Here is a 22,370-nt window from a genome sequence, read left to right on the forward strand (position 1 = left end):
AGTTGTTATTTATTATTTTATGATATCAATGATTTTATTATTAATCATTTTGTTATAATCACCTTCATATAGACCGTTTGTATAATTTTTGTAATATTCAATTTTGTTTATTGAAAATTCATAAACTAATTTATCTCCCTTTTCATAAAATTTTCCATCTGAATAATTTGGATAATTTTTATAATCATCATCATTTTTAATAACATATTTATTAGGGATTTCTATAATAATATTATCTTTTAATTCATATATAGTTAATATATCAGCATAATTCACAGAGGATTCTTCATATTCGGGCTTCCAATATAAGACCCTTTGTCCGACGGGATATAATATTTTGTCTTTATACAAGTAAATTTTCCAACCAAAATGATTCTCACTATTTAAAGGAAAAAATATTAAATGAATTTTAGACGAATTTGAGAAGTAAAGTAAAGGCGGTGATGTTTCTATGTCCTCATTATTTATTTTTCTAATTATAGCTTTGTCAATATCTTTAAAATCAAAAGTAATTAGTTCATATCTATTTTTATCACTTCCTTCGATAATTGTATTCGAAATACTAAAACTTTCACATTTTATATTGTAATTAGGTGAGTCATAGCTTTCGGTTTTGCAACTAAGTTTTGATAATGGAATTAAAGTTTTATTTTTTTTATCTCGAACATTGATATTTGAAGTCTTATTTTCTACCTCTATTTTTTTTTCTTTTTCTTTATTTTGCCCTTGGCAAGATAAAAGGAACAGAATAATAAAAATTGTTAATGTTTTTTTCATAATTAATCCCAATATTTTTGTGAAATTTCTTTTTGATAGTCTTTTTCTTTTTGTGACATAGTATTTTCATCTTTATAGTAAACAAAAATACCTGGGTGACATCGATTAGTCAAACCACCACCAGTTATAGAGCTTCTTATCTCAAAATGTAAATGAGGGTCTTTTGTTGAGCCATATCCACTTGTACCATTTTTCCCAATTACTGTTCCACAAGTTACTTCTTTTTTTCCATGTAATGATTTGTCTACTTCTTTCAAATGAGCATAAAACAAATAGAAATCACCATCAAAACTAAAACCAGTTCCAGTTTGAATTTCTCCCATGTTAGAATATTGTAAATTGAACTCTCTTCTCCTTTTTAAAAATTCTTTTGGATCTTTAACTTTAAGACAAACTACATTTCCATATCCCGTTTGAACACTAATAAACTCAATATATGCATCAACACATGCATAAACATTAGAATCGGGTAGAGCAAGAAAATCAATTCCTTGATGGTTGTGGTTTTTCCTTTCTTTTCTTACAGTTCCAAAAACATTGTATCGTGGCCTATAATTACCATTTTGAGTATAAAGACATAACATTGGATTATCAACAGGGTCATGCCATTTAATTTTTTTGGGTGAAGATATGTGAGGAGTCGATAGAATATTCTTACAATTGAATGTTTTAGGTTTGTTACCTGAACCTTGAGTGTAACTTATATTGTATCTTCCTAGTATTTCACTTCTTTGAATTTTTTTATCATTATTATTTTCTTCATCAACACTTTTGTTTTGTCTATATTTTTCTGCATCTTTTCCTTGTTCATATAGTACAAAACCATCAGACTTTCCAACTCCTTCTGGTCCAAATATTAATAAATAAATATCTTCTGGAGTATTTTTTTGTGAATATTTAGGTTGTTTTTTAATATAGTCTTTAACACAATTTAATTGGTTTATTTCACCCATTTTTGCAAATCTAAGCTTCACTTCGTGTAGTTTATCATACCCTGTTCCTGCGGTAAATTCTCCAATAAGTTCTAAGGCTGGTTGTGTAAATTGTATTAAACCAACTGCTCTTGAAGTTTTTGTTCCATCTTTTTTTATTAACCAAAAATCATCTTTCGTTATCGAATTAACGTCACCTAAAGGTTTTCCCATTATTTGATGAGCTTTAAAAGAGCCATCAGTCTCAACATTCATAACAGCCATTAATCCATTTGCCATTGCCATATGGTTATTAGGCCATAATAATTGGGAAATTTCTACCACTTTTTTCCTAAAATCACAGCTTACCTTTTCACCCCAAATTAAATCTTTATAAATTTCTTTACATAAACAAGTAGATGTATTAGTGTTTGGCTGATTTCCAATATTTGTAGCCGCCTTTCCATTGTCTTGTTTAGGTTGTGTCTTTGGTTGGTCTCTTTTTACTGTTGCTGTTCCTTCTTTCCAATCAAAAATTTCTTTAGCACGATCTACAACACCACCTATGATATCAGTAGCTTTTTCTCTTGCTGTTTCAATAATTCCTTTTTCTTCTTTTTTACTTTTACCTTTTTTCTCAGCAGGAGAATCTTTTGCTTTGGGTTGAGAAGTTGGCGGTGGTGGAGGTGACTTAGGTTTTCCAATATAAACGCCTTCTGGAGTGTTTATATTTACATTATTAGTAGGATGTTTTTTATGAGCATAGTATTCTACTGTTACATAAAATTCAACCTGTTTTGTATCGGCTTCGCCTTCCAAAGCTTTCTTCATTAATACTTTAGTGAGGTGAAATTCTACGGTTGCAAGACCATTTTGATTTACTTTTTTCTTCTTACTTTCAATGATTCTATTTTTTTGATTATGTCCTTCATCTTTGGCATCATCTTCCCAGAGAGTGAAAAGTAATTCTTTACCAAACATATTGGTACAATGTGCTCTTGCTCTTAAAAATTCAGTAAAACTAAAAACTTTTGCATTGGTGTCATCTACATATAGCAAATCTACTTTATCAATTTTTGGTATTTTAGATGGCTTTGGATTAATGATGAGTCCACCACCTTCTGGACCGTATAAATAACCTTCTAAACGATAAGTTTCGCCAATAGCCATTTCACCAAAAGTAAAATCACTTTTACCGAGCTTTTTTATTTTGGTAGTGGTAAATTTTCCGTTTCTCCTTTTTTTGAAGAGTTCCCAAGTTACTTTTGCCGGATTTCTTTGAGAAATTGGAGTATCTGGGTACCAATCTACAATATTATAAATATTTTTCTCACCCACTATAGGAGTGATATTTCCAGATAATCTTGAAACGCCTTTCTTTCCCATCTTTTGTGTTTTTAATTAATATGCGTCTTGATTTTTATCACTTATTTCATCCTTAAACTCTTCAAAATCCAAAATTGGGTTATAAGTATGTTGCTCTTGCGAGTTGGCATTCATTACGTTGGATTTTCCGGCTTCGCTTTGTTGTCCATGTTTTAGGATGGTAATTTTACCTATTGCGCACATCAATTCAGAAATTTCGGTAACGCAGGATTTTCCCATTACTTTTACTTTTTCATAAGTTTTGGTCCATTTTCCTGCGGGTGCATAAGCGCAAGGTAGGTAACCACCAGAAGTGGGCTTTAATTTGCAATTTCCAAAAGGCATTGCAGGTGGATCTAACGTGAGATCATCCTCGGTTACTGCGAGATAATCGGCATTTCCCTCTTCATCATTCCAGTAATGTTTTTGGTGAGAAGTGACTTTAAATTTCGGGAACTTAAACCCTGATTACATTGACACATTCCTTTTTGTATCACGAAATATTTACCATCATGTTCAGAAGAGCTGCTTTCCGATGATTTTTTTTCCTCTTTTTTTTCCTCATCTTTCTTATCCGATGTAGTAGAATTACTACTTTCATTTTCTGCTGACTCATCCCTTGTATCTTTTCCTTCATCGTATTCTTCATCGGAACCATAAAAGTCTTCGCCGATATCTGAATTTTCAGGAATAGCACCTGAGCCTTGTACTTGTGGAGCCGACTGCGAAAAATTAGGTTTTTCGTTGGACGGGTTTGTTGGTTTATTAATGTCCTTCATGTGTTTTTGGTGTTTTTTTGAATGGAATATCCTGCACTACAATCTGTTCGAAAGAAAATTAGATATAAGTTTAGAAGTAATATGTAGTAGAATTACTACAATTTCAAAAAAATGCAAATTCTCTAAATCGAGATCTTTAAATTTCTTTTTTGCAAAACTTCTTCATCCTGAAGTAGTTCAGTGTTTACATCGCAGCTAATCAGTTGTTTGCTTTTCTTTGATGTACGGTAAATGATTTCTATCTTGCCTGCAACCAGTTCCTCAGCCTCATCTTCCAATCTGCCGCCCCTTAAAACCTCATGGAGACTGCAGTTTTCATCGATCCTACCAGTAATTTTGGTTTCCATAATTTCTTCATTATCTTCGAAGTATTCGGCATTGAGCTGACAGTTAATTGCGAACGAGCCCTGTACGAAATACAAATTTTCGTTCCAGTCATGTGTTTTATGGAACCAATCTAATTTTGGAAAAAGAAACTGGTGGAGTAGGGAAGAACGAAATTGTGCGTTGATGTAATCTTCATTCTCTAAACTTTCTGAAAATTTATTAAAATAGGATTGATAGATTTCACCGGTATAAAAATCTTCCAAGTCTGCGCTCTTCACCGCTTTGATCGTAAAAACTAAAAATCTTTTTTTGCTGTAAAATTTGGGAAGAAAAACATTCAGATTCAGATAGAAGAAAATAGTCACCAACACAAATCTTATAAATTCCCTCTGAAACGGCGAAACTTTGAATACAGACAACGTCCCGTCAAAATCCGGAGAAGAAACAATGGGAATTGACAGCAACAGCAAAACCAGGCCTGTATGGTATAAAATTTTTTTCACGCAAAATATTTTGTTTGATTTCTCTCCAACATCGTACAAAAGTACTGGGAAAATTTTATTTTGAGATCACGTTTTATACAACCTTGCTCCTGCGCTTTCTGTACAATTTCAAAATAAATATTTTCGATTTTATTCTCATTGACAGCCGGCAATATTTTTATTTATTCATCAGTCACAGTTCCCAAATAGTAAAATGGCGAAGACTATACAGTTTTCGCCATTTTTTATTGACTATAAATAAATTGAAAATTTGATTAAACTCTTTCTTTCAGAAAATTGTCTATTTCTTCATTTCTCAGTTTAGGATTTGCTCCACTGTAGCTCGCTACCAAAGCTCCCACAGCGCTTGCAAAATCCAATGCCGTTTCAGGATTTTTATCGGATAACAATTTAGCAATCAAACTTGCAAGAAAGGAATCACCAGCTCCTACCGTATCTGCCACTTTCACCGTATAACCCCCGTGCTGGTATAGTTTGCCATTCCATAATAATAAGGAACCGTGTTTTCCCAAAGTCACGCAGATGGAATTGGTATTGGTTTTTTTTGAGATAAACTGAATATTATCTTCAAGATTGTCAGATTGAAAACCTAGTTCCGAAGCTATTTCTAAGATTTCTTCATCATTGAATTTAATAAAATCTGCTTTGTTCATCAATTGTTGTAAAACTTCAATATTATAATGAGGCTTTCTCAGATTCACATCAAAAACTTTGAACATTTTAGGATTAGAATTCAGCAAACTGAAAAGTGTATTTTTAGAAATATCATTTCTACAACTCAGGCTTCCGAAGAAAAAAACATCAGCATTTTGAACAATATTTTGAACATTTTCATTCAATTCTATAAAATCCCAAGCCGATGGAAATTTGATTTCGTAGGTTGCGGAACCGCGGTCGTTCAATGTTACCTGAACAACTCCAGTTTCATAATCCTGAGTGGTAATAATCCCTCTGGTATCAAGTTGATTTTCTTTGATGTAATCACAAATTATCTTTCCGTCTTCATCATCGCCAACGGCACTTATCATCGCCACGGGAAATCCGAAAGAGGCTGTTCGGAGTGCAAGATTAAGTGGAGCTCCACCAATTATTTTTTCTTCTCCAAACACATCGAAGAGCACTTCTCCGTAACTTACTGCATTTATTTTTTTGTTAAGGAACATCAATTTAAGGATTTTTGATATTAATATTACTGAATGAACTATCTGAACCAAAAATACTCCATTTTTTGTTAACAACATCATACACACGGTTGCTAAACGCAATTTTATCATTCACATAAACCACGCAAACATCATTACTCATCTGATCGTTTACTTCATAAATTCCACTAATCCCATTTAAAGGATAAGTATTGGATAAAACCTCACTTCCATTGCTCATCACATAACTTGCAATTCGGTTGGGTTTTGTTTTCGCATGATGTAGGAAGAAAAGATGAAAGAATCTATTTTCATAATAAGGCATTGTTTGAAATTTATTTAAAATTGTTTTCATATCAATTGAATTTTAATAACCATTATTCTGTTTGTAAACACCTTGGCTAAAATTAATCTGAGCCAATGGAATCGGGCAATATTCTTCAATGCCGTGGTCAAATCCTGCCTGAGAATAGTAAGACCTCTTCGTTTTTTCTACAGAATAATAGCTGTTCATCGTAGTTGTCGCAACACCCCATCTTACAAGGTCGAAGAAACGGCTTCCTTCCATTGCAAATTCCATTCTGCGTTCCCAGCGCAACGCTTTTCTCGCAAAATCCTGATTCCACGTGCAGTTCACGCCCGGCTGATATTGGCTGATAAGATTGTTCGATGTATAACTTCCTGTCAAAATCGTACTGTTCGACGCACGCTGTCTCACCTGATTAATAAGTGGTAACGCTTCGTTGATTTGTCCAAGCTCTATTAGCGCTTCGGCTTTCATCAGCAAAACATCGGAATAACGGATGATAATCCTGTTTTTGGAATTGCCATAGAACGGGTCAATATTCACAGTACAGCCACATCCAACCGGAACATTTTCCTTTAGTGAGGCATAATAACCATAAGTTCCCGGACTTCTCACCCAGCTTTCTTGATAAATTTTGCTATCCTCATATTTCCACGGCAATCCCGGCATAGCAACGGTATGGTAAAGCCTTGGATCTACTTTATAATTACTGAGCTGATTGTAATTAAAATCCGTGTCGTTGTATGTATCGAACATCGGTAATCCTTGAGATGTTGTCTTGAAAGCATTGACCAAGTTTTGACTCGGCTTATGGAAATCACAGCATCCCAAACCTTGTGGTAAAGAAAGTACATCTCCATAATTTAATCTTCCGAAAAGTGTTCCGTCATTATCAGAATACTGGATAGAGAAAACAGATTCTGGACCGTTTTCGTGTGTTCCTGGGAGAAAATTATAACCAAAATCGGATTCCAAAGTATAATTTCCAATCACCTGATTTGCAGCATCAATAGATTTCTGAAGCGTTGCCGGATTAATTTGAGTTACTGTATAATTATCATCCTGCTCATAAGCCTGATACAATCTCACTTTTGCTAAATATGCAAAGGCAGCACTTTTCTTAGGTCTTCCAACTTCGGATTGTGTTGATGGAAGATTTGCCGCGGCAAATTCAAAATCGGAAGCGATAGCATCCCACAATTGCTGGTCGGTTTTCGCTCGGTTGGAGATTTTAGGATAATCGTCAATGGGTGTATTTTCATCTACGTAAGGCACATATTTGAAAAGGGTTTTCAACAGAAAGTAAAAATGACCTCTCACGAATTTCATTTCAGCGATTCTTTTCTGTTTGTTCGGATATTGCGCATCGGTTAGCTGATTAAGTGCTGCAATTGCCTTGTTGCAACGCCCGATTCCGACATAATTCAGATACCAAAGACGATCCAATTCGCCAAAATCTGAACGGACATTATTGGAGATTTCAAAAAAGTGAAATGCCTGAATATCATTCGTTCCACTTCCGCCTTTGTAGGCATCGTCCGAACGTACATTGCCGTAAGGCCAAAGGCTGAAAGGCGTGTCGTAATGATCATTTCCCAAAGATGCATAAGCTGCTATAACAAAACCATCAACGTTTTGAGGAGTTACTACATCGGTTTCGGAAAGTACACCTCTTGGTTCATTATCCAAAAAATCGTTGCAGGAAACTGTTCCCAAAAGAAAAGCGCAGGCAACCGTTAGAACTATATATTTTTTCATTGCTATAATTTTTAAAATTTAAAGGGATAAATTAACTCCAAAATTGAAGGTCAAAGGAAGCGGATAACCGAAGGCCGGTGTTTCCGGGTCGATGCCTGTGAAACTTTTGGATTTGAGGGTCAGAAGATTCTGTGCGCTGACATAAATTCTGAAATTGGTGATTTTATACTGTTCCAATACATTTTTCGGAATACTGTAACCCAACTGCACCACTCGCAATTTCAGATAACTTCCATTCTCCACGTAATAAGATGAAAATCTGGATTCTGCATTACTGTCTACTGTCGTAAGAGCCGGAATATCAGAGTTTGGATTCTGTGGCGACCAGGCATCCAGCAACCTAGTTCCCTTGTTGGAACCTACATCATCTACACTCCAGAAATCGGTTTGATATTTTTTGGAATTGATGACATCCACATCGCTGATTCCTTGCCAGAATGTTGATAAATCGAAGTTTTTGTAGGAGAAATTCAGATTGATCCCGTACATAAATCCCGGATTCGGATTGCCTATCCACGTTCTATCTTTGTCGTTGATGATTCCATCATTATTTAAATCAGCATATCGGATTCTTCCCAATCCTTTGCCCGGCTGTGTGGCAGAATTATCCACTTCGGACTGTGTTCTGAAAAGTCCATCGGCTACATAACCGTACATTGAGTTGATTGGTCTTCCGAGGATATTATCTGTTGTACCATTACCACCATAATTGTTGATAACCGATTGTGGTAACTCGGTAATTGCATTTCGGTTCATAGAGAAATTCCCCGAAATCTCGTAGCCAAATCCACCCGCAGTTTTATCGGCATAACCCAAAGCCACTTCAATACCTTTGTTTTCCATTGAAGCACCATTTATCCATCGGTTTCCGCCCTCGCCAATCACGGCCATATAAGGTGGCAATACGAGAAGGTCTTTGGTTTCTTTTTTATAAATATCCACACTTCCCGTCAGCTTCTGATTGAAAACTCCAAAATCCAAACCTAAATTGGTTTGCGTGGTAGTTTCCCACCTCAAATCGTCATTTTTAGTTTGTGTGGCGATGAATCCTGAAGGCAACAAACCGCTTCCAACACCGGAAATATCATAAGCTGTTCCGTAAGAAGTCGCCCAGGTTGGATTGCCGCCTGCATAATTGACAATGTAAAGCGAATACACCGCAGAGTTGCTGATTTCCTGATTTCCAGTTTGTCCCCAACCGGCTCTCAACCTTAAATCTGAGAAAAACGGAATCACTTTCTCCGCAAAATCTTCTTTGTTAATTCTCCATCCCGCAGAAAATGCCGGGAATGTTCCGAAACGGTTGTTTTTTCCAAATCTTGATGAACCGTCATAACGCACCGTTGCAGAAAATAAATATCGATTATCATAATCATAATTGAACTTTCCGAAGTAGGACAATAAGCTGTAATAAGTAGAACTACCGCCATTGAAGGCATCGCCAGTTCCGGCATCAGGATACATATAATCTGGCGTTTCTATCAGAAATCCTTCTTTTCTGAGCCAGGTATTGTTGTAGGTATCTTTGTACATTTCCATTCCGCCCAATAAATCGAAGTGGTGATTTCCAGCTTTTGCAGTGTATTGTGCCGTGTTGGACCACGTCCATTTTTCAGTATCGGACTGGTCGATGTTTACAGCGTTTTTGTCATTTTTAAGATAACCTGAAACATAGCTTCTTTGCAGCATTCTTTTATAATAGTTGGAAAAATCAACCCCGAAGCTTGATTTCAAAGTCAGGTTTTTAACCGGTTGCAATTCCGCATAAACATTTCCGAAAAATCGTTGGTAGCGGTAACCGTTGTCTTTGTTGTATTCCAAAAGACGGACAGGATTCTGACGGTCGTTCATCCCGCCAACCGGACCGCCCCACCCGATTCCGTCCACCGTATGAACAGGAATAATCGGCAACGCTCTCAAAGCAGGGTCCAAAACGCCGGGGTCCATCAGTTCGTTGGTTTTGTTATAGGTAAAATTTTCCCCGATTTTCAATTTACCATCGAAAAAATTGTACGAAGTATTCACACGCGCAGACAATCTTTTGAAATTGGTCAGTTTTACTATGCCGTCATTATTATAATAACCCATCGAGAAATAATAGGAGCCTTTATCGGATGAACTTGAGGCCGCAACATCCAAAGAGTTGGCAACGCCGGTTTGGGAAACCTCATCGTACCAATTGGTATTGGCAGATTTGATGGTTTTCGCTGCATCCAGATATTCTGGAACGAAGCTGTTGTACAAAGTTGGAACACCATTCTGAACGCCCCAATCGAAGTTATAGCTTAGATTATTTAAATTCGGGTTCAGTCCATCGTTGATATTCGCCTGCCAAAGCACCTGCCCAAATTGTTTCGCATCTAGAACAGGTGTTTTTTTCGCATATTGGGAAAAAGCGGTGTAATAATTCAGGTCAATTCTCATCTTGCCTTTCTTCCCTTTTTTCGTGGTAATGATAATCACACCATTTCCAGCTCTGGAACCGTAGATACTTGCGGATGAAGCATCTTTCAGCACCTGCATTGTTTCAATGTCGGCAGGATTCAGCTCGTGCATTCCCGCTTTTGTAGGAACGCCGTCTATCACGAAAAGCGGGTCTGTATTGCCACCATCCAAGGTACTAATCCCACGAATGAGGATTTTGGTATTGCCTCCGGAAGGCGAACCGTCCGTAGAGATGTTTAATCCTGCCACTCTTCCTTGAAGAGATTTGATGGGATTCGGTTCGCCTTGTTTGTTCAGGTCTTTCATATCGACGATGGAAACAGCGCCTGTGATGTCAGCTTTTTTCTGCTTGGTATAGCCGGTTACTACAACTTCGTCAATGTTTTTTACTTTTTCCGCAGCCAGAACGATGTTAAGCACCGTTTTTTCATCTAAAACTACTTCCTGAGTGGAATAATCGGGATAGCTGAAAACAAGTGTATTTCCTTTCTGCAAATCATTGATTTGAAATGCACCATTACTGTCGGTGGTTGTCATAGTTCCTGTTTCGGAAACAGTAACCGTAACCCCGCTCAAAGGTTTTTGAGTTGGTGAAAGCACTTTACCCTTCACAATTTCCTGGGCAAAAATGTAGGAAAACGGAAGAAGACAAAGAGCGATTGCCATTTTAGATTTCTTCATATAATATAGTTTTTATTTGGTGTTAATCTGATAAGCATTGAATTCTAGAGAAGCTCCATTCGTATTTGTATTTAAAGTCAGTTCTGAGAAATTTTCGTTCGGAAAGAAGATTTCTGTCAGAACTTTTTCGCCGTCGTTGAAGAAGATTTCTATGGAAGTTTTGTCGATGACCAGTTTCATTTTGGCGTTCACATAAATTTCGTTCAAAGGAGCTTTGGTAATTGGCGTTGCATAATTTTTCCCGAAATCTGTTTTACCAGATTTTGAACGGTCTATAAAAAGTTCTTTTGTTTTGTTATCAATCCCGAAAAGAACTTCTTCTCCCAAAGTATTTTTCAAAGAGAAAGTGTATTTTCCTGCATTCATCTTTTTTAAATCTAAATCAATAACCGCTTTGGATAAATTAATGTCAGATTTGGTAATCAACCGATTCTCGGATTTTAAACTAATTTTTTTAGTTATTGGCTTTCCCTGATATTTTTTCAGCTGCGTAACCGGCACATTTTTGAGAATATAGCCGTCTTTTGTTTTCTTGAGCGAAACTTCTCTTGCAACAGTCGTACTGCTTCGCCAAAGCTCGGTGGGCACTTCCTGCGCATATTCCCAATTGCTCATCCAACCAATGATGATTCTTTTATCCTGAGGAACATTATCAAATGAAACGCTGGCATAATTGTCTTTGCCCCAATCCAGCCACACAGCTTTTTCTCGCTGAAGTTGTTTAGTAAAATGCTCATCTATTTTAAATGTTTTGCCATCAAAATCACCAACAAAATACTGTCCTGCAGAACCTTTATTCGGACCACCCGGATTGATATTCACAATCAGCACCCATTTTTCTTCTTTCCAACCTTCCACTTTTAACGGAAATAAATCAGGACACTCCCAAACACCACCGTGACCACCCAGCTCTTTACCGAATTCGGATTGAAAAGTCCAGTCTTTGAGATTTTTGGAGGTGTAGAAATGCGCTCTGTCCTGCGCTGCTAAAGCCATTACCCATTGTTTTCTCTTGGTATCCCAGATGACTTTCGGATCACGGAAATCACGGATTCCAGGGTTTTTCAATACCGGGTTTGAGCTGTATTTTGTCCAGGTTTTGCTGTTGTCGAGAGAATAAGCTATTCCCTGAGATTCTACATCAATTTTGCCGTCTTTTGCACGGTTTGGATTGTGGTATGTGTAAATGGCAACCACAGGATTATTTTTAGAATCTCCAAAACCGGAAGTGTTGTTTTTGTCCACCACCGCACTTCCTGAGAAGATGTATCCCAAATCATCAGGATAAAGTGCAATCGGCTGTTCTTCCCATCTCACCAAGTCTTTACTGGTTGCGTGTCCCCAATGCATCGGTCCCCATTTGTTGCCATCAGGATAATACTGGAAAAATAGATGGTAAACGCCGTCTTTATAATAGAGCCCATTTGGGTCATTCATCCAGCCTTTTTTTGGTGTGAAATGAAAATTGGGGCGGTACAGCTGTTCTTCCGATGGTGTGGCATCCGACTGTGCGTGGAGTCCTGATTGGAAAGTGGCAGCGATAATTAAGGTTGATATTATTTTTCTCATTACGATTATTTTATTGATTCCTGAGTATTTAGCAGATTTTATTTTTTTTATAAAGGTTGAATTTTTTCGTTTTTTTTACCTGAGATAGTTTTCAATCAGATATATAAGGAAGCCAAATTGTATTTTTATGACAAAACTTCGTTTTATACAGACTCCCGCAGCCCGACCTGAGTGGAGCTCTTTTTGTGAGGAGGCACGACGAGCAAAAAAGCGGGAACGGAGGGCGGATATAGCTGCCCAAATAATTCTCCTTTAAATTATTTCTCGCAGATTTGTCTGATTTTGCAGATTTTTTTTATTCTTTCGTTAAGGTTTTGCTCAATTTTTCTAAGGATACGCCTTTGGTTTCTGGCATCATAAAAATCACGAACAACAACTGGAAAACCATTGCAATGGTAAAAATCAAAAAGACTGTTCCTGCACCAATGGTAGAGAATAAGGTTGGTATCAACGACGGAATTACTGCTGCTAAAACCCAGTGGGTGGAACTTCCGAATGCCTGTCCGGATGCGCGGAGATGGTTCGGGAAAATCTCGGAAATGAAAACCCAGATTACCGTTCCCTGACCAATGGCGTGCGAAGCGATGAATAGAAATAAAAATATTGGAATTGCCAAACCCGACCAATGGAAATAGAACGCCAAAGAAACCAATCCGAGTGAGATGATATAACCAATGGAACCAATGAACATCAATGTTTTTCTACCTACTTTGTCGATGAGGTTAACACCAACAAGTGTGAAAACCATATTTACAATCCCGATTCCGATACTGCTGAGTAAGGCAGTTTTCTCGCCTAAACCAGCCTCTTCAAAAATTCTTGGAGCGTAATATAAGAATGCATTAATTCCCGACATTTGATTGAAAAATGCAACCAGGAAAGCCAGCATCAATGGGAAACGGTACTTTTTCATAAAAATATTTTCCTTTGGTGCATCGGCGTGGTCGTCTTCCATCTGAGCGATAACAGCTTCGGAATCCTGATCTGGACTCACAATTTTCATCACTTTTTTGGCTTCTTCTATTCTGCCTTGTGAAACGAGCCATCTCGGACTTTCCGGAATGATGAAAACGCATAGTGTGTAAATTGTTGCCGGAATAGCCTGCACGCCCAACATCCAACGCCAATCGTTATCGCCAATTCCGCTGAGTAGATAATTGGATAAAAACGCCACTAAAATTCCTAAAACGATGTTGAACTGATATAAGGAAACCAATCTGCCACGGTCTTTTGCCGGCGCAATCTCGGAAATGTATGCGGGCGCAGCGATGGTTGAAGCTCCAACGCCCAACCCGCCCATAAATCTGAAGAATGCAAATATATAGGGGTCATTCGATAATGCTGAACCTATAGCGGAAAGGGCATACAAGACGCCTATCGCCAAGAGTGTTTTTTTGCGTCCGAATTTGTTGGTCGGGATTCCGCCGAAGATGGCACCGATAACGGTTCCCCATAACGCCATCCCCATCACGACTGCTCCGTGGAAAGCATCTGAACTTTGCCAAAGCGCCTGCAGTTTTTTGTCGGCCCCAGAAATTACCACAACATCGAATCCGAAAAGAAATCCTGCCAATGCAGCGGTAACGGACCACAATACAATTTTGTTCATCTGTATATATTTAATATTTTTTATGAGTAAGATGGAATCGCTCTTTATCAATTATATTTACGGATGAGCGATTTCATCAATAGAATTATTAATTTGTTTGTGGCTAATATATCCTGAGATGGTAATGGGAAGGTCTAATTATGTAACAAAATATTACGTTAAGGTTAATTATTTGTTAACTTAATATAAGATACTGAAAAACAGAATATTATAATTAAATAATTTTGATAAATTATAATAACGTATCAAAAATGTAACATCGATCTACAGAATTGTTACGTGGTTTTTGGGAATTTTTAGGAGTTTGAACGGATGTTGGTGTGGTTGAATTGACCGAAATCGGAACCTGACAAAATAAAAAAGCAACAACCCATCTTTGGTTATTGCTTTTAAACTAAGTTCGATAATATTACAATGTTAGAAATTAATTTTGGCTACGCCGACCAATTCGTTAATTTCAAAAATTATTGGATATGAATAGCGTTGGGCTTCAGCCCGATTTGAAGTTTGTAATGTAGAATTGGCTTTAGCCGAAATTTATTATAAGCTTTAGCTAAAGTCAATTAATTTTTCTTAATTAAAAACGGGCTGAAGCCAGTTCCTATTGATATTTCAGAGTATTTTTGTCAATCGGAATGAGTTTACATTTATCATATACATAAGATTCCAAACTTATTCCAAAAAAGTATCACTCCTCTCCTGCACTTTTCCTGTAAACATTTGGGGAAACGCCAAACTTGTTTTTAAAAACGGTGGAGAAATAATTCGGGGAAGAGAAGCCTATTTTGTAAGCGATTTCGGAAATGGTGAGTTCGGGGTTTTGAAGCATCGATTTTGCCTGTTCCAGTCGGATGTTGCTGATATAATCGCTCACATTCACATCAAACATTGCTTTAATCTTTCTGTAAAGCTGGATTCGTGAGATGTTAAGAAGGTCAGCGAGATTTTCAACGGAAAATTCGGCATTGTCGATATTGGCCTGGATAATTTGATTCAATTTATTAACAAAAGTCTGCTCTATACTTCCGAACGATTTGCTGTCCACAATTCTGCCAATATTGTTGGTATAATAATACCGAAGTTTCTCCCGATTATAGAGTAATGCGCGCAAAGATTGAATGAGAATCGGGTAACTGAATGGTTTGGTAAGATAAAGATCGACGCCGGATTTCAGTCCCTGAAGATAAGATTCTTTATTGTCCAAAACTGTGAGTAAAATGACCGGAATATGCGATGTTCTGAGGTCATTTTTCAAGATTTCGCAGATTTCAAAACCATTTTTGTCGGGCAGATTGACATCGCAGACAATGATATCAGGAATTTCGTTTAAGGCTTTGTCAATGGCGTCTGTTCCGTCGGATGTTGTCACGTCAAATTCAGATTTCAGTTTATTGCTTAAGAAAAAGGATAAATCAGAATTGTCCTCAACTAACAGCAAAGAATAACGCTCGCCATCCATTGCTTGATCAGGCACAAAAACATCATCTTCTATTCCAGTCATAACGTCATTATTTAAAAGGGTCTCAGCCTTCAAAAGACTAGCTTCTTTTACCATTTGGTCTTCATTGAAATGTTTGTTTCCTTTGAAAAGACTGATGATAAACTCGGTTCCCTGGAAAGAGTGAACTTCAACACTGCCAAGATGCAGCTCAATGAACTGTCTGCTAAGATGCAATCCGATTCCAGAGCTGTTTTTACGGTTGTTGGAACCTTTGAAATAAGCTTCGAAGACATTGCCTATTTCTTTTTCCGGAATGCCGATGCCATTGTCTTTAAAACCTATCACCACCTGATTTCCCTTCTCCTGAATTGATATTTCAATTTTACCATTGTCTGGTGTGAATTTGAAGGCATTGGACAACAGATTGAAATAAACCTTGTCCATCAGATTTCTGTCTATAAAAAGCTCAATATTTTTATTCGCTGCATTGATTTCAAATTTAATATTTCGCTTTCGGGCTTCATTCTCAAAGTCCCTGAAAATACCGAAAGTGAAGTCATATATGTTTGTTTTTGATACTCTTAGATTGAATGTCTTATTTTCTATCTTCCTAAAATCCAATAAATTATCTATTAAACGAAGTAGTCTGTTGGAATTTTTACTAATGAGTTCGATTTCATATGACGGTTTAGCTCCTTTCTGTATAATGCACTCCTTTAATGATTCCAAAGAACTCAGGATGAGTGTAAGGGGCGTTTTGAATTCGTGAGACATCCCTGTAAAAAAATTGACCCTTGTCTCATTACTTTCTTTGAGTTCGTTTGCGATCGTTTCAATCTGATTCCGTTGTATTGTCACTCTCTCATTGGTAAGTGTCAGCTGTTTATTTTTTATTTTAATGGCGTAGATCAGGTAGATCGCATAAGCGATAAGACAAAACATCAAAATCAATAAAACCACCGACCACCGGAATAATTCTCTTTGCGAGGAATAAAGGTCTGTCTGTTTTTTAACAGCGTGAACTTGGTTTTCGATAACACCTTGTTGTTCAATAATTTTATCAAACTGATTGCGCATGATCTCAGCATTCAGCCTGTCGATGATGGTTGTATTAAGTTTGATTCTTTTGGGTGGCACTTGTCCACCATAAATTTTAATTGCAGTTTCAATTGCTTCTGTCCCACCTGTTGGATACAATAACGTAGCATTGAGTTTTCCGTCCAAAACCATTTGGATACCACCGTCTTTCGTATTAAGACCGTCGACTCCGATAAATTTGATCTGATTTTCCAAGCCTGCATTTCTGGCGACCTGCCATGCTTTGGCAGCCAGTTCATCATTAAATGCAAAGACATAAAAATTTTGAGATCCCATTGAATCTATCGTCTTTCTGAATGCCTCAACAGGAAGTCCTTTAAAAACTTTTACAATTGCGGCATCAGGCGTTTCTCTTATTAATGTTTCAAAACCAAGACTTCTTTCTATTGTAGGAGAAGAATTGTCATCACCTTTGATTTCAATAACTTTTTTAAAACTTTTCGAATCTGACAGAATATAACTTGCCGCCTCTTTTCCAATTTCCTCATTGTCAGAACCTATATAAGTAACATAATCTGAAGAGTTTATTTTTCTGTCGACCAAAATTACCGGTATTTTTCTACTGTAAGCTTTTTTCACTATGGGAACAATTGAATTCGGTTCTATGGGAGAAATAATGATCACATCTATATTCTGATCGATCATCTTATGGATGTCAGCGATCTGTTTTTTCACAGAACCTTCTGCTTTGGATATTGTCAATTGTACATTAGAATGCAGAGAAGCCTGAATTTCCATCGAGTGGTTCATTGCCTGTCGCCAAGGATGATTGCCCAGTCCTTGTGAAAATCCTATCACAATCTTATCAGACTTTTTGGACGAATCTTTACAAGCTGTCACCAAGATCAGCAAAATAAATAATACTATGGAAACATTCCTCATTCCAAGCTTGTTATAATTTTTGTCTTTGTCCATATTAACGCAATATTAATAAAGATGTTTTAAACACACAATTTTTGGTCATGGTATTTTGTAACAACTACCCAAGTATTTTTTTAATAACAGAATCAGCTTGTTACAATTTTAAACATTGTGTAGCATAAGCGTACAAATCCTGTAAAAATTCAATTTCATAACAATTAAAACTGCAATAAAATGAATGTAGATGCGAGTTTATGACAACGATAACAAAAACACATCATTTTGATTAATAATTGAAACACAAGATTTGGCTTTGAAGATACATTTGTTACGATCAGACACGAAATGATCTGAAAGAAATCTGAACAATTACTTAACTAATCAAAATTATGAGAAAACTTTATCTTGGTCTTTTAGCAGGACTTGTCATTGCGAATTTTAATGCGCAAACAAAAAAAATTGCTTTTATCGGACAGGCAGATGTTTACAGCAATAACATTCCGACTGCAAATGACGGATTGGTATATGATGATGACAGAGCTGCAGCCGTATGGTTTATGGACACCTTTATTCCTAAATATTCCGGAAACGTATCGGGCAGTTATTTTTCCTTCCAGGATGTGGCGGAAGGTGCGGACATCAGCAGTTATGACGTCGTCTGGATACAAAGTGACGGCGCAACATTTACCGAACGCCTGAATGAGTGGCCACGTGGAACAGTAGAAGGCAATGGAGACAAACATTGTATTCTCAGAGAAAACGGATTCGAATGGAATGGCCAGTGCACCCAGCTGGAAGATGACTTTATCTGGAAAATCAAACAATTTTACAAATCGGGAAAAAAACTATTTCTGGGTAATTTTGTAGGAAAAGGGCTTGAAGTTTTAGGCGTTTTTGATGGACTTTCCAATCCTTGGGAGTACAGACCCAATCAGTCATTTGGCGACACGGCAGCAAATCCTTCCAATTCATCAGGAGCTTGGGGACGAATTGGGGCAGTCAGGGATTATCAATCTTACTATCAGGAATTAGCACAACTTCCGCAACCTGCACTAACTCTTCAATTAACATCGAATTTCTTGGTGCAGGAACTGAAAAGAAAAACAGGGCTTTACAGTACAATCTTAAATGGGGCAGGATTTTCGATGATGCAGGAGGAAGCACTTCAAGTCTCGCACAAAGAAGGCAGCAGTTCCAGACTACTTTAAATGCAGAAGTGCTTTTGCAAAACTGTGACGGAACAGAGATTCAATGGGCAAAATTCAACCCAAGAAATTCCAGTGACGGAACCGTTGTCTGGTATGGCGCAGGCATCTATGACTGGTACGCTCCCGGAGGTAACAATGAAAATGTAAAAAAACTTACCGAAAACACGTTGCTTTATTTAGCAGACAAAGAATCGCTGCTTGCCACAAAGGAAATAAAAGGAGTGAAAGTCAGTATTTTTCCAAATCCTGTTTCATCGGTTCTGAATATCGAGGCAGCACACCAAGTATCCAGTGAGATTTATGATATGAGTGGAAGAATTGTTATTATTTCTGATTCGAAATCCATTGACGTTGAAAAATTAGTACCTGGAAATTACTCTATAAAGATCAAGGAAGGTTCTTCTTTTAAAATTCTAAAATTCATCAAAAGATAGGTTGATGCTCTACCCTACCGTTCAGTCAATATTTTTAAAATAAAAAAAGAGCTGAAAATAGGTGTTTATATTTAAAAAACTAATTTTATAATCAGTTAAGTGCCAGCAAAGCCGTGTTGGTCACTATAAGACAATGGCGTCACTTTAGAACATGTGGCGCCATTTTTATTTATTTGAAAAACAGAATTATTCAAATTAATAGTCTTCAATTTCTTTAAGAATCCAATGAAATCCAACCTTTTAATGCATCAATATTACCATCAATTTCGCTGGGATTTTTGTCTAAATGAGCAAATGCAAGCAAACAATCATTCATTGGATATGATGTTGTTTCAACAATTATTATTTTTTAAGATTGATTTGGTTTCAGTAAAGTTAAATATCATTTAAAACCCTCAAAACATTATCAATATCTTGCAATAAATGGTTTGAATAAAGTCCTGTCGAGGTCAGCTTGATGAAGTTTTCCTTAATGAGGACACTGCGTCTTTCCTTCCCTTTTATGGTAGGTAAATTGGAAACCAGTTCTCCAGCAATGAGACTCAAGAGTGCATTTAACAAAGAATGAATGCTCTTTTGAAGATAGTGATTGGTATTTTGTAATTGTACTTTTTCAATGAAATCCATTAGGATGATCATTTGCTGAAAAAAAACAGAATCCCGCTGAATCAAAGACGGATTGTTAAACTTATTTTCTAAAACCTGAAGCACTTCTTTATCAATCAATGAAGGATCAAAGCTGATCATCCATCCTTTCGGATCTTGGACTTCTGTCACGTGATGAACCTGCTCTGGAAATACAAAAAGTAACGCTGGCGCTACAAATTCAATCGTTTCGAAATCGATATTCAATTTAAATTCTCCACTTACAGCTAGCATCAATTGACAATGATCATCACGGTGCGGCTTGGAAACATCGTGTTCTTCCGCTTCCCTACCTTCCATATTTACAATGACGATTCCTGCTTTTGCCTGCGACGAAAGTTCAAATTGTTTGATGAGATGGCTTTGATTTTTCAAGATCGATAAATGTAGAACTATCTTGACTAATTATAATATACATTGTATAAATTTTTATTAAATGGCTTGTAAGCTGTACACAAGATTTTATTCTCAAGCAAAACTCAAAATAAAAAGGAATGCTAATATCAAACATTTACGACTGAGTATAAAAAAACGAAACATCGTAGAATTACTACACTAATTAAAATAATTAATTACCGAACAATTAGGAGAATTGAGTTTTTAAAATTTATAATAGAAAAAACGCTTAATTTCAAAAAAAATGTTTGTGGAAGCAAATATACTACTAGTGAAAATTTAGTGGATTTTTGCATTCAAAATTAAAGAGATTTCAGAAAAGAAAGATCAAAATGAGAAAACGATATGATACGAAAGGTGCACAAAGTATAGCCGAGGTAGATATTGACAAGGCCAATTTATCTAACCAATTTTCACATAAACTAAAACATTAATTACGGGCAGGATACGATTACAAAGGCATTGAAATTGTAGAGACTTTTTTAAAGCTCACAACTTATAAAACCAATCTTTATAAAGTAACGAGCTTAATATTAAACAAATTTGAATGACACACAATAGGTTTCGGATTTTAAACAGAATTCCTTTTGGCAGGCAAATCAATATTCGATTGAGAAAAAATATGCTATACCGTTGGAATGATCAATCAAATTAGTACTAGATTTATGAAAAGAATATTTTTTTTAATTACAATTATCATCTTGAACAGTTGCGTACAGGAAAACAAAACAGTTCCAACGCCTAAAATACAAACTGTAGAGAAAAATGACAATCGTGAAGAGGCTGTCAAGATGCTCAAAGATTTTTATCTCAATTTTTATAGTGCTGATGAGCCTCTCAATCAAAATAAACAGATGAAGGATTTTGTTTCTGATAGAGTTTTGAAACGCATCGATAGTTTAAGCAGTGACCCCGAAAGCCTAATTCTGGATTATGACCCATTTATAAAAGGTCAGGATTACAATGGTGAAGTGATCAAAAGATCATTGAAAATCGAAGCTCTGAAAAATGATGATGAATACAGGGTAAGTTTTTTACAATTTGGTGAAAAAGATGAGTTAAGAACAAACATTGATCTTGTAGTTAGGAAAAACGGTGCTGGGAAATTTTTGATAGATGCTATTCTAAACGATGAGCATCTGAATTTTAAATAAAGTTTGATATGAAATATTTGATAATTGTACTTCTTGGTCTTATTCTAAACTCTTGCGAAAAATCAGAAAAAGAAAAATCCACTGTAAGTTCCGAACAACAATCGAAAAGTATCATTCCAGATGCTGACGGATCAAATCAAAATTGTAAAGTTCTGACCAAAGACAAAGACCTGATATTGAACTGCGGAAGAAAACAAATTGTTTATAAAAACCTCATCGTAAATGAGATGTCAATTTCTACAGAATTGATTCAAAATGAAAACCATTCTTTCTCATTATTGTATGAACTAAATGCGTCTGCAACGAAGATGAAGGAAAAATATGACTTTATCTACTCCGATCAAGGAATCACTTTGGTGGATAAGGAAATCATGAAATTTGGGCAAGAAGGATTGATGATCAATCGAATTTATGTCGAAGATTTTGACATGTCCAACAAAACCTATGACGATCTGCAGTCATTGGGCTCAGAACTTCCTGATAATTTTGAATTGACCAAATCTTCCATGTCCATTTATGACTCCAAAAAGACACTTTTCGCAACCCAGGATTTCCAGTCGACTATAGAAAATATTTTTATCGAATATCCAGACGTAGGACAAAGTGAGATCAAAATAATAAATGTAGAATCAGCTAACAATCAGGCTTTTGCTCTGGAGAAGATTGGCGCTAATGAAGAATCGAAAACTTTACTTGAGGAAATCACCCGTCAATTTCCAAACAGAATTGTGGCTTACCTTAATTTAGGAGATGTCTATTGGAAACTTAATGAAAAAGATAAGGCGAAGGAAAATTACATTCAATATATTTCATTGATTAAAACTCAGAAAAAGGATCTGTCAAAAATTCCAAAACGGGTTTATGATAGAACTAATTAAAACAAAAAGTCCTGATGAAAATTACCTAACGGAAATCTTTATCAGGACTATTAACTTTTATTTTTCTAAGAAGCAGTAATGA

16 protein-coding genes and 1 pseudogene are annotated in these 22,370 nt (G+C 36.3%); 4 read left to right on the forward strand and 13 right to left on the reverse strand.

Features of this window, described 5'->3' with window-relative positions; all coding sequences use genetic code 11:
- Positions 1 to 12: 12 nt before the first annotated feature.
- The 12 genes and pseudogenes from AXA65_RS09235 to AXA65_RS09285 all read right to left on the reverse strand — a co-directional run bounded on the left by AXA65_RS09235 (position 13) and on the right by AXA65_RS09285 (position 17,627).
- Positions 13 to 777 carry a hypothetical protein gene (locus AXA65_RS09235; RefSeq protein WP_063969824.1) on the reverse strand — a complete coding sequence of 255 codons (765 nt, stop codon included), beginning with the start codon at positions 775 to 777 and terminating at the stop codon, positions 13 to 15.
- Positions 778 to 779: 2 nt separating this feature from the next.
- Complete coding sequence (locus AXA65_RS09240; RefSeq protein ID WP_063969825.1) at positions 780 to 3,074, reverse strand: M23 family metallopeptidase; 2,295 nt, start codon at positions 3,072 to 3,074, stop codon at positions 780 to 782.
- A gap of 15 nt (positions 3,075 to 3,089) precedes the next feature.
- Positions 3,090 to 3,440, reverse strand: a pseudogene (locus tag AXA65_RS20185) (DUF4280 domain-containing protein); the annotation flags it as partial.
- The gene (locus AXA65_RS20190; protein WP_228391657.1) at positions 3,431 to 3,832 is read right to left on the reverse strand and encodes a hypothetical protein; all 402 of its coding nucleotides are present in this window, start codon (positions 3,830 to 3,832) and stop codon (positions 3,431 to 3,433) included. The pseudogene AXA65_RS20185 and the gene AXA65_RS20190, both read right to left, overlap by 10 nt.
- Positions 3,833 to 3,954: 122 nt before the next feature.
- Positions 3,955 to 4,662 carry a hypothetical protein gene (locus tag AXA65_RS09250; protein ID WP_063969826.1) on the reverse strand — a complete coding sequence of 236 codons (708 nt, stop codon included), beginning with the start codon at positions 4,660 to 4,662 and terminating at the stop codon, positions 3,955 to 3,957.
- A gap of 254 nt (positions 4,663 to 4,916) precedes the next feature.
- On the reverse strand, positions 4,917 to 5,825 hold the full coding sequence (locus AXA65_RS09255; RefSeq protein ID WP_063969827.1) for a carbohydrate kinase family protein: 909 nt from the start codon (positions 5,823 to 5,825) through the stop codon (positions 4,917 to 4,919).
- Between the two features lie 4 nt (positions 5,826 to 5,829).
- Positions 5,830 to 6,159, reverse strand: a complete 330-nt coding sequence (locus AXA65_RS09260; protein ID WP_063969828.1) for a DUF4975 domain-containing protein — start codon at positions 6,157 to 6,159, stop codon at positions 5,830 to 5,832.
- Between the two features lie 12 nt (positions 6,160 to 6,171).
- Positions 6,172 to 7,869, reverse strand: coding sequence for a RagB/SusD family nutrient uptake outer membrane protein (locus AXA65_RS09265; protein ID WP_063969829.1), 1,698 nt, complete (start codon positions 7,867 to 7,869; stop codon positions 6,172 to 6,174).
- A gap of 18 nt (positions 7,870 to 7,887) precedes the next feature.
- Positions 7,888 to 10,995 (reverse strand): SusC/RagA family TonB-linked outer membrane protein, encoded by a 3,108-nt coding sequence (locus AXA65_RS09270; RefSeq protein WP_063969830.1) that lies wholly within the window; start codon positions 10,993 to 10,995, stop codon positions 7,888 to 7,890.
- Between the two features lie 12 nt (positions 10,996 to 11,007).
- The gene (locus AXA65_RS09275; RefSeq protein WP_063969831.1) at positions 11,008 to 12,564 is read right to left on the reverse strand and encodes a glycoside hydrolase family 32 protein; all 1,557 of its coding nucleotides are present in this window, start codon (positions 12,562 to 12,564) and stop codon (positions 11,008 to 11,010) included.
- 295 nt (positions 12,565 to 12,859) lie between these two features.
- Positions 12,860 to 14,173, reverse strand: coding sequence for a sugar porter family MFS transporter (locus tag AXA65_RS09280; RefSeq protein WP_063969832.1), 1,314 nt, complete (start codon positions 14,171 to 14,173; stop codon positions 12,860 to 12,862).
- Between the two features lie 688 nt (positions 14,174 to 14,861).
- Positions 14,862 to 17,627 carry a substrate-binding domain-containing protein gene (locus AXA65_RS09285; RefSeq protein ID WP_228391658.1) on the reverse strand — a complete coding sequence of 922 codons (2,766 nt, stop codon included), beginning with the start codon at positions 17,625 to 17,627 and terminating at the stop codon, positions 14,862 to 14,864.
- A 335-nt stretch (positions 17,628 to 17,962) separates the two neighbouring features.
- On the opposite strand from AXA65_RS09285, the gene AXA65_RS19890 reads away from it, so the two are divergent.
- Positions 17,963 to 18,781 (forward strand): hypothetical protein, encoded by an 819-nt coding sequence (locus AXA65_RS19890; RefSeq protein WP_063969833.1) that lies wholly within the window; start codon positions 17,963 to 17,965, stop codon positions 18,779 to 18,781.
- Between the two features lie 14 nt (positions 18,782 to 18,795).
- Positions 18,796 to 19,215, forward strand: coding sequence for a T9SS type A sorting domain-containing protein (locus AXA65_RS19895; protein WP_063969834.1), 420 nt, complete (start codon positions 18,796 to 18,798; stop codon positions 19,213 to 19,215).
- Positions 19,216 to 19,590: 375 nt separating this feature from the next.
- On the opposite strand, the gene AXA65_RS09300 is transcribed toward AXA65_RS19895, so the two are convergent.
- Positions 19,591 to 20,235, reverse strand: a complete 645-nt coding sequence (locus tag AXA65_RS09300) for an AraC family ligand binding domain-containing protein (RefSeq protein ID WP_063969835.1) — start codon at positions 20,233 to 20,235, stop codon at positions 19,591 to 19,593.
- Between the two features lie 686 nt (positions 20,236 to 20,921).
- On the opposite strand from AXA65_RS09300, the gene AXA65_RS09305 reads away from it, so the two are divergent.
- Both AXA65_RS09305 and AXA65_RS09310 read left to right on the forward strand, forming a co-directional pair.
- On the forward strand, positions 20,922 to 21,410 hold the full coding sequence (locus AXA65_RS09305) for a DUF3828 domain-containing protein (protein ID WP_063969836.1): 489 nt from the start codon (positions 20,922 to 20,924) through the stop codon (positions 21,408 to 21,410).
- An 8-nt stretch (positions 21,411 to 21,418) separates the two neighbouring features.
- A complete protein-coding gene (locus AXA65_RS09310) occupies positions 21,419 to 22,288 on the forward strand; it encodes a tetratricopeptide repeat protein (protein ID WP_063969837.1) in 870 nt (289 codons plus the stop codon).
- The last annotated feature ends 82 nt before the right edge of the window (positions 22,289 to 22,370 follow it).

This window comes from Chryseobacterium sp. FP211-J200, assembly GCF_001643375.1.
Classification (GTDB): domain Bacteria; phylum Bacteroidota; class Bacteroidia; order Flavobacteriales; family Weeksellaceae; genus Epilithonimonas; species Epilithonimonas ginsengisoli.

Bases quoted from the DNA above. Each gene is read 5' to 3' on its own strand.
- AXA65_RS09235 (WP_063969824.1), bottom strand. From the start codon at position 777: ATGAAAAAAACATTAACAATTTTTATTATTCTGTTCCTTTTATCTTGC.
- AXA65_RS09240 (WP_063969825.1), bottom strand. From the start codon at position 3,074: ATGGGAAAGAAAGGCGTTTCAAGATTATCTGGAAATATCACTCCTATA.
- AXA65_RS20190 (WP_228391657.1), bottom strand. From the start codon at position 3,832: ATGAAGGACATTAATAAACCAACAAACCCGTCCAACGAAAAACCTAAT.
- AXA65_RS09255 (WP_063969827.1), bottom strand. From the start codon at position 5,825: ATGTTCCTTAACAAAAAAATAAATGCAGTAAGTTACGGAGAAGTGCTC.
- AXA65_RS09260 (WP_063969828.1), bottom strand. From the start codon at position 6,159: ATGAAAACAATTTTAAATAAATTTCAAACAATGCCTTATTATGAAAAT.
- AXA65_RS09265 (WP_063969829.1), bottom strand. From the start codon at position 7,869: ATGAAAAAATATATAGTTCTAACGGTTGCCTGCGCTTTTCTTTTGGGA.
- AXA65_RS09270 (WP_063969830.1), bottom strand. From the start codon at position 10,995: ATGAAGAAATCTAAAATGGCAATCGCTCTTTGTCTTCTTCCGTTTTCC.
- AXA65_RS09275 (WP_063969831.1), bottom strand. From the start codon at position 12,564: ATGAGAAAAATAATATCAACCTTAATTATCGCTGCCACTTTCCAATCA.
- AXA65_RS09280 (WP_063969832.1), bottom strand. From the start codon at position 14,173: ATGAACAAAATTGTATTGTGGTCCGTTACCGCTGCATTGGCAGGATTT.
- AXA65_RS09285 (WP_228391658.1), bottom strand. From the start codon at position 17,627: ATGGACAAAGACAAAAATTATAACAAGCTTGGAATGAGGAATGTTTCC.
- AXA65_RS19890 (WP_063969833.1), top strand. From the start codon at position 17,963: ATGAGAAAACTTTATCTTGGTCTTTTAGCAGGACTTGTCATTGCGAAT.
- AXA65_RS09305 (WP_063969836.1), top strand. From the start codon at position 20,922: ATGAAAAGAATATTTTTTTTAATTACAATTATCATCTTGAACAGTTGC.
- AXA65_RS09310 (WP_063969837.1), top strand. From the start codon at position 21,419: ATGAAATATTTGATAATTGTACTTCTTGGTCTTATTCTAAACTCTTGC.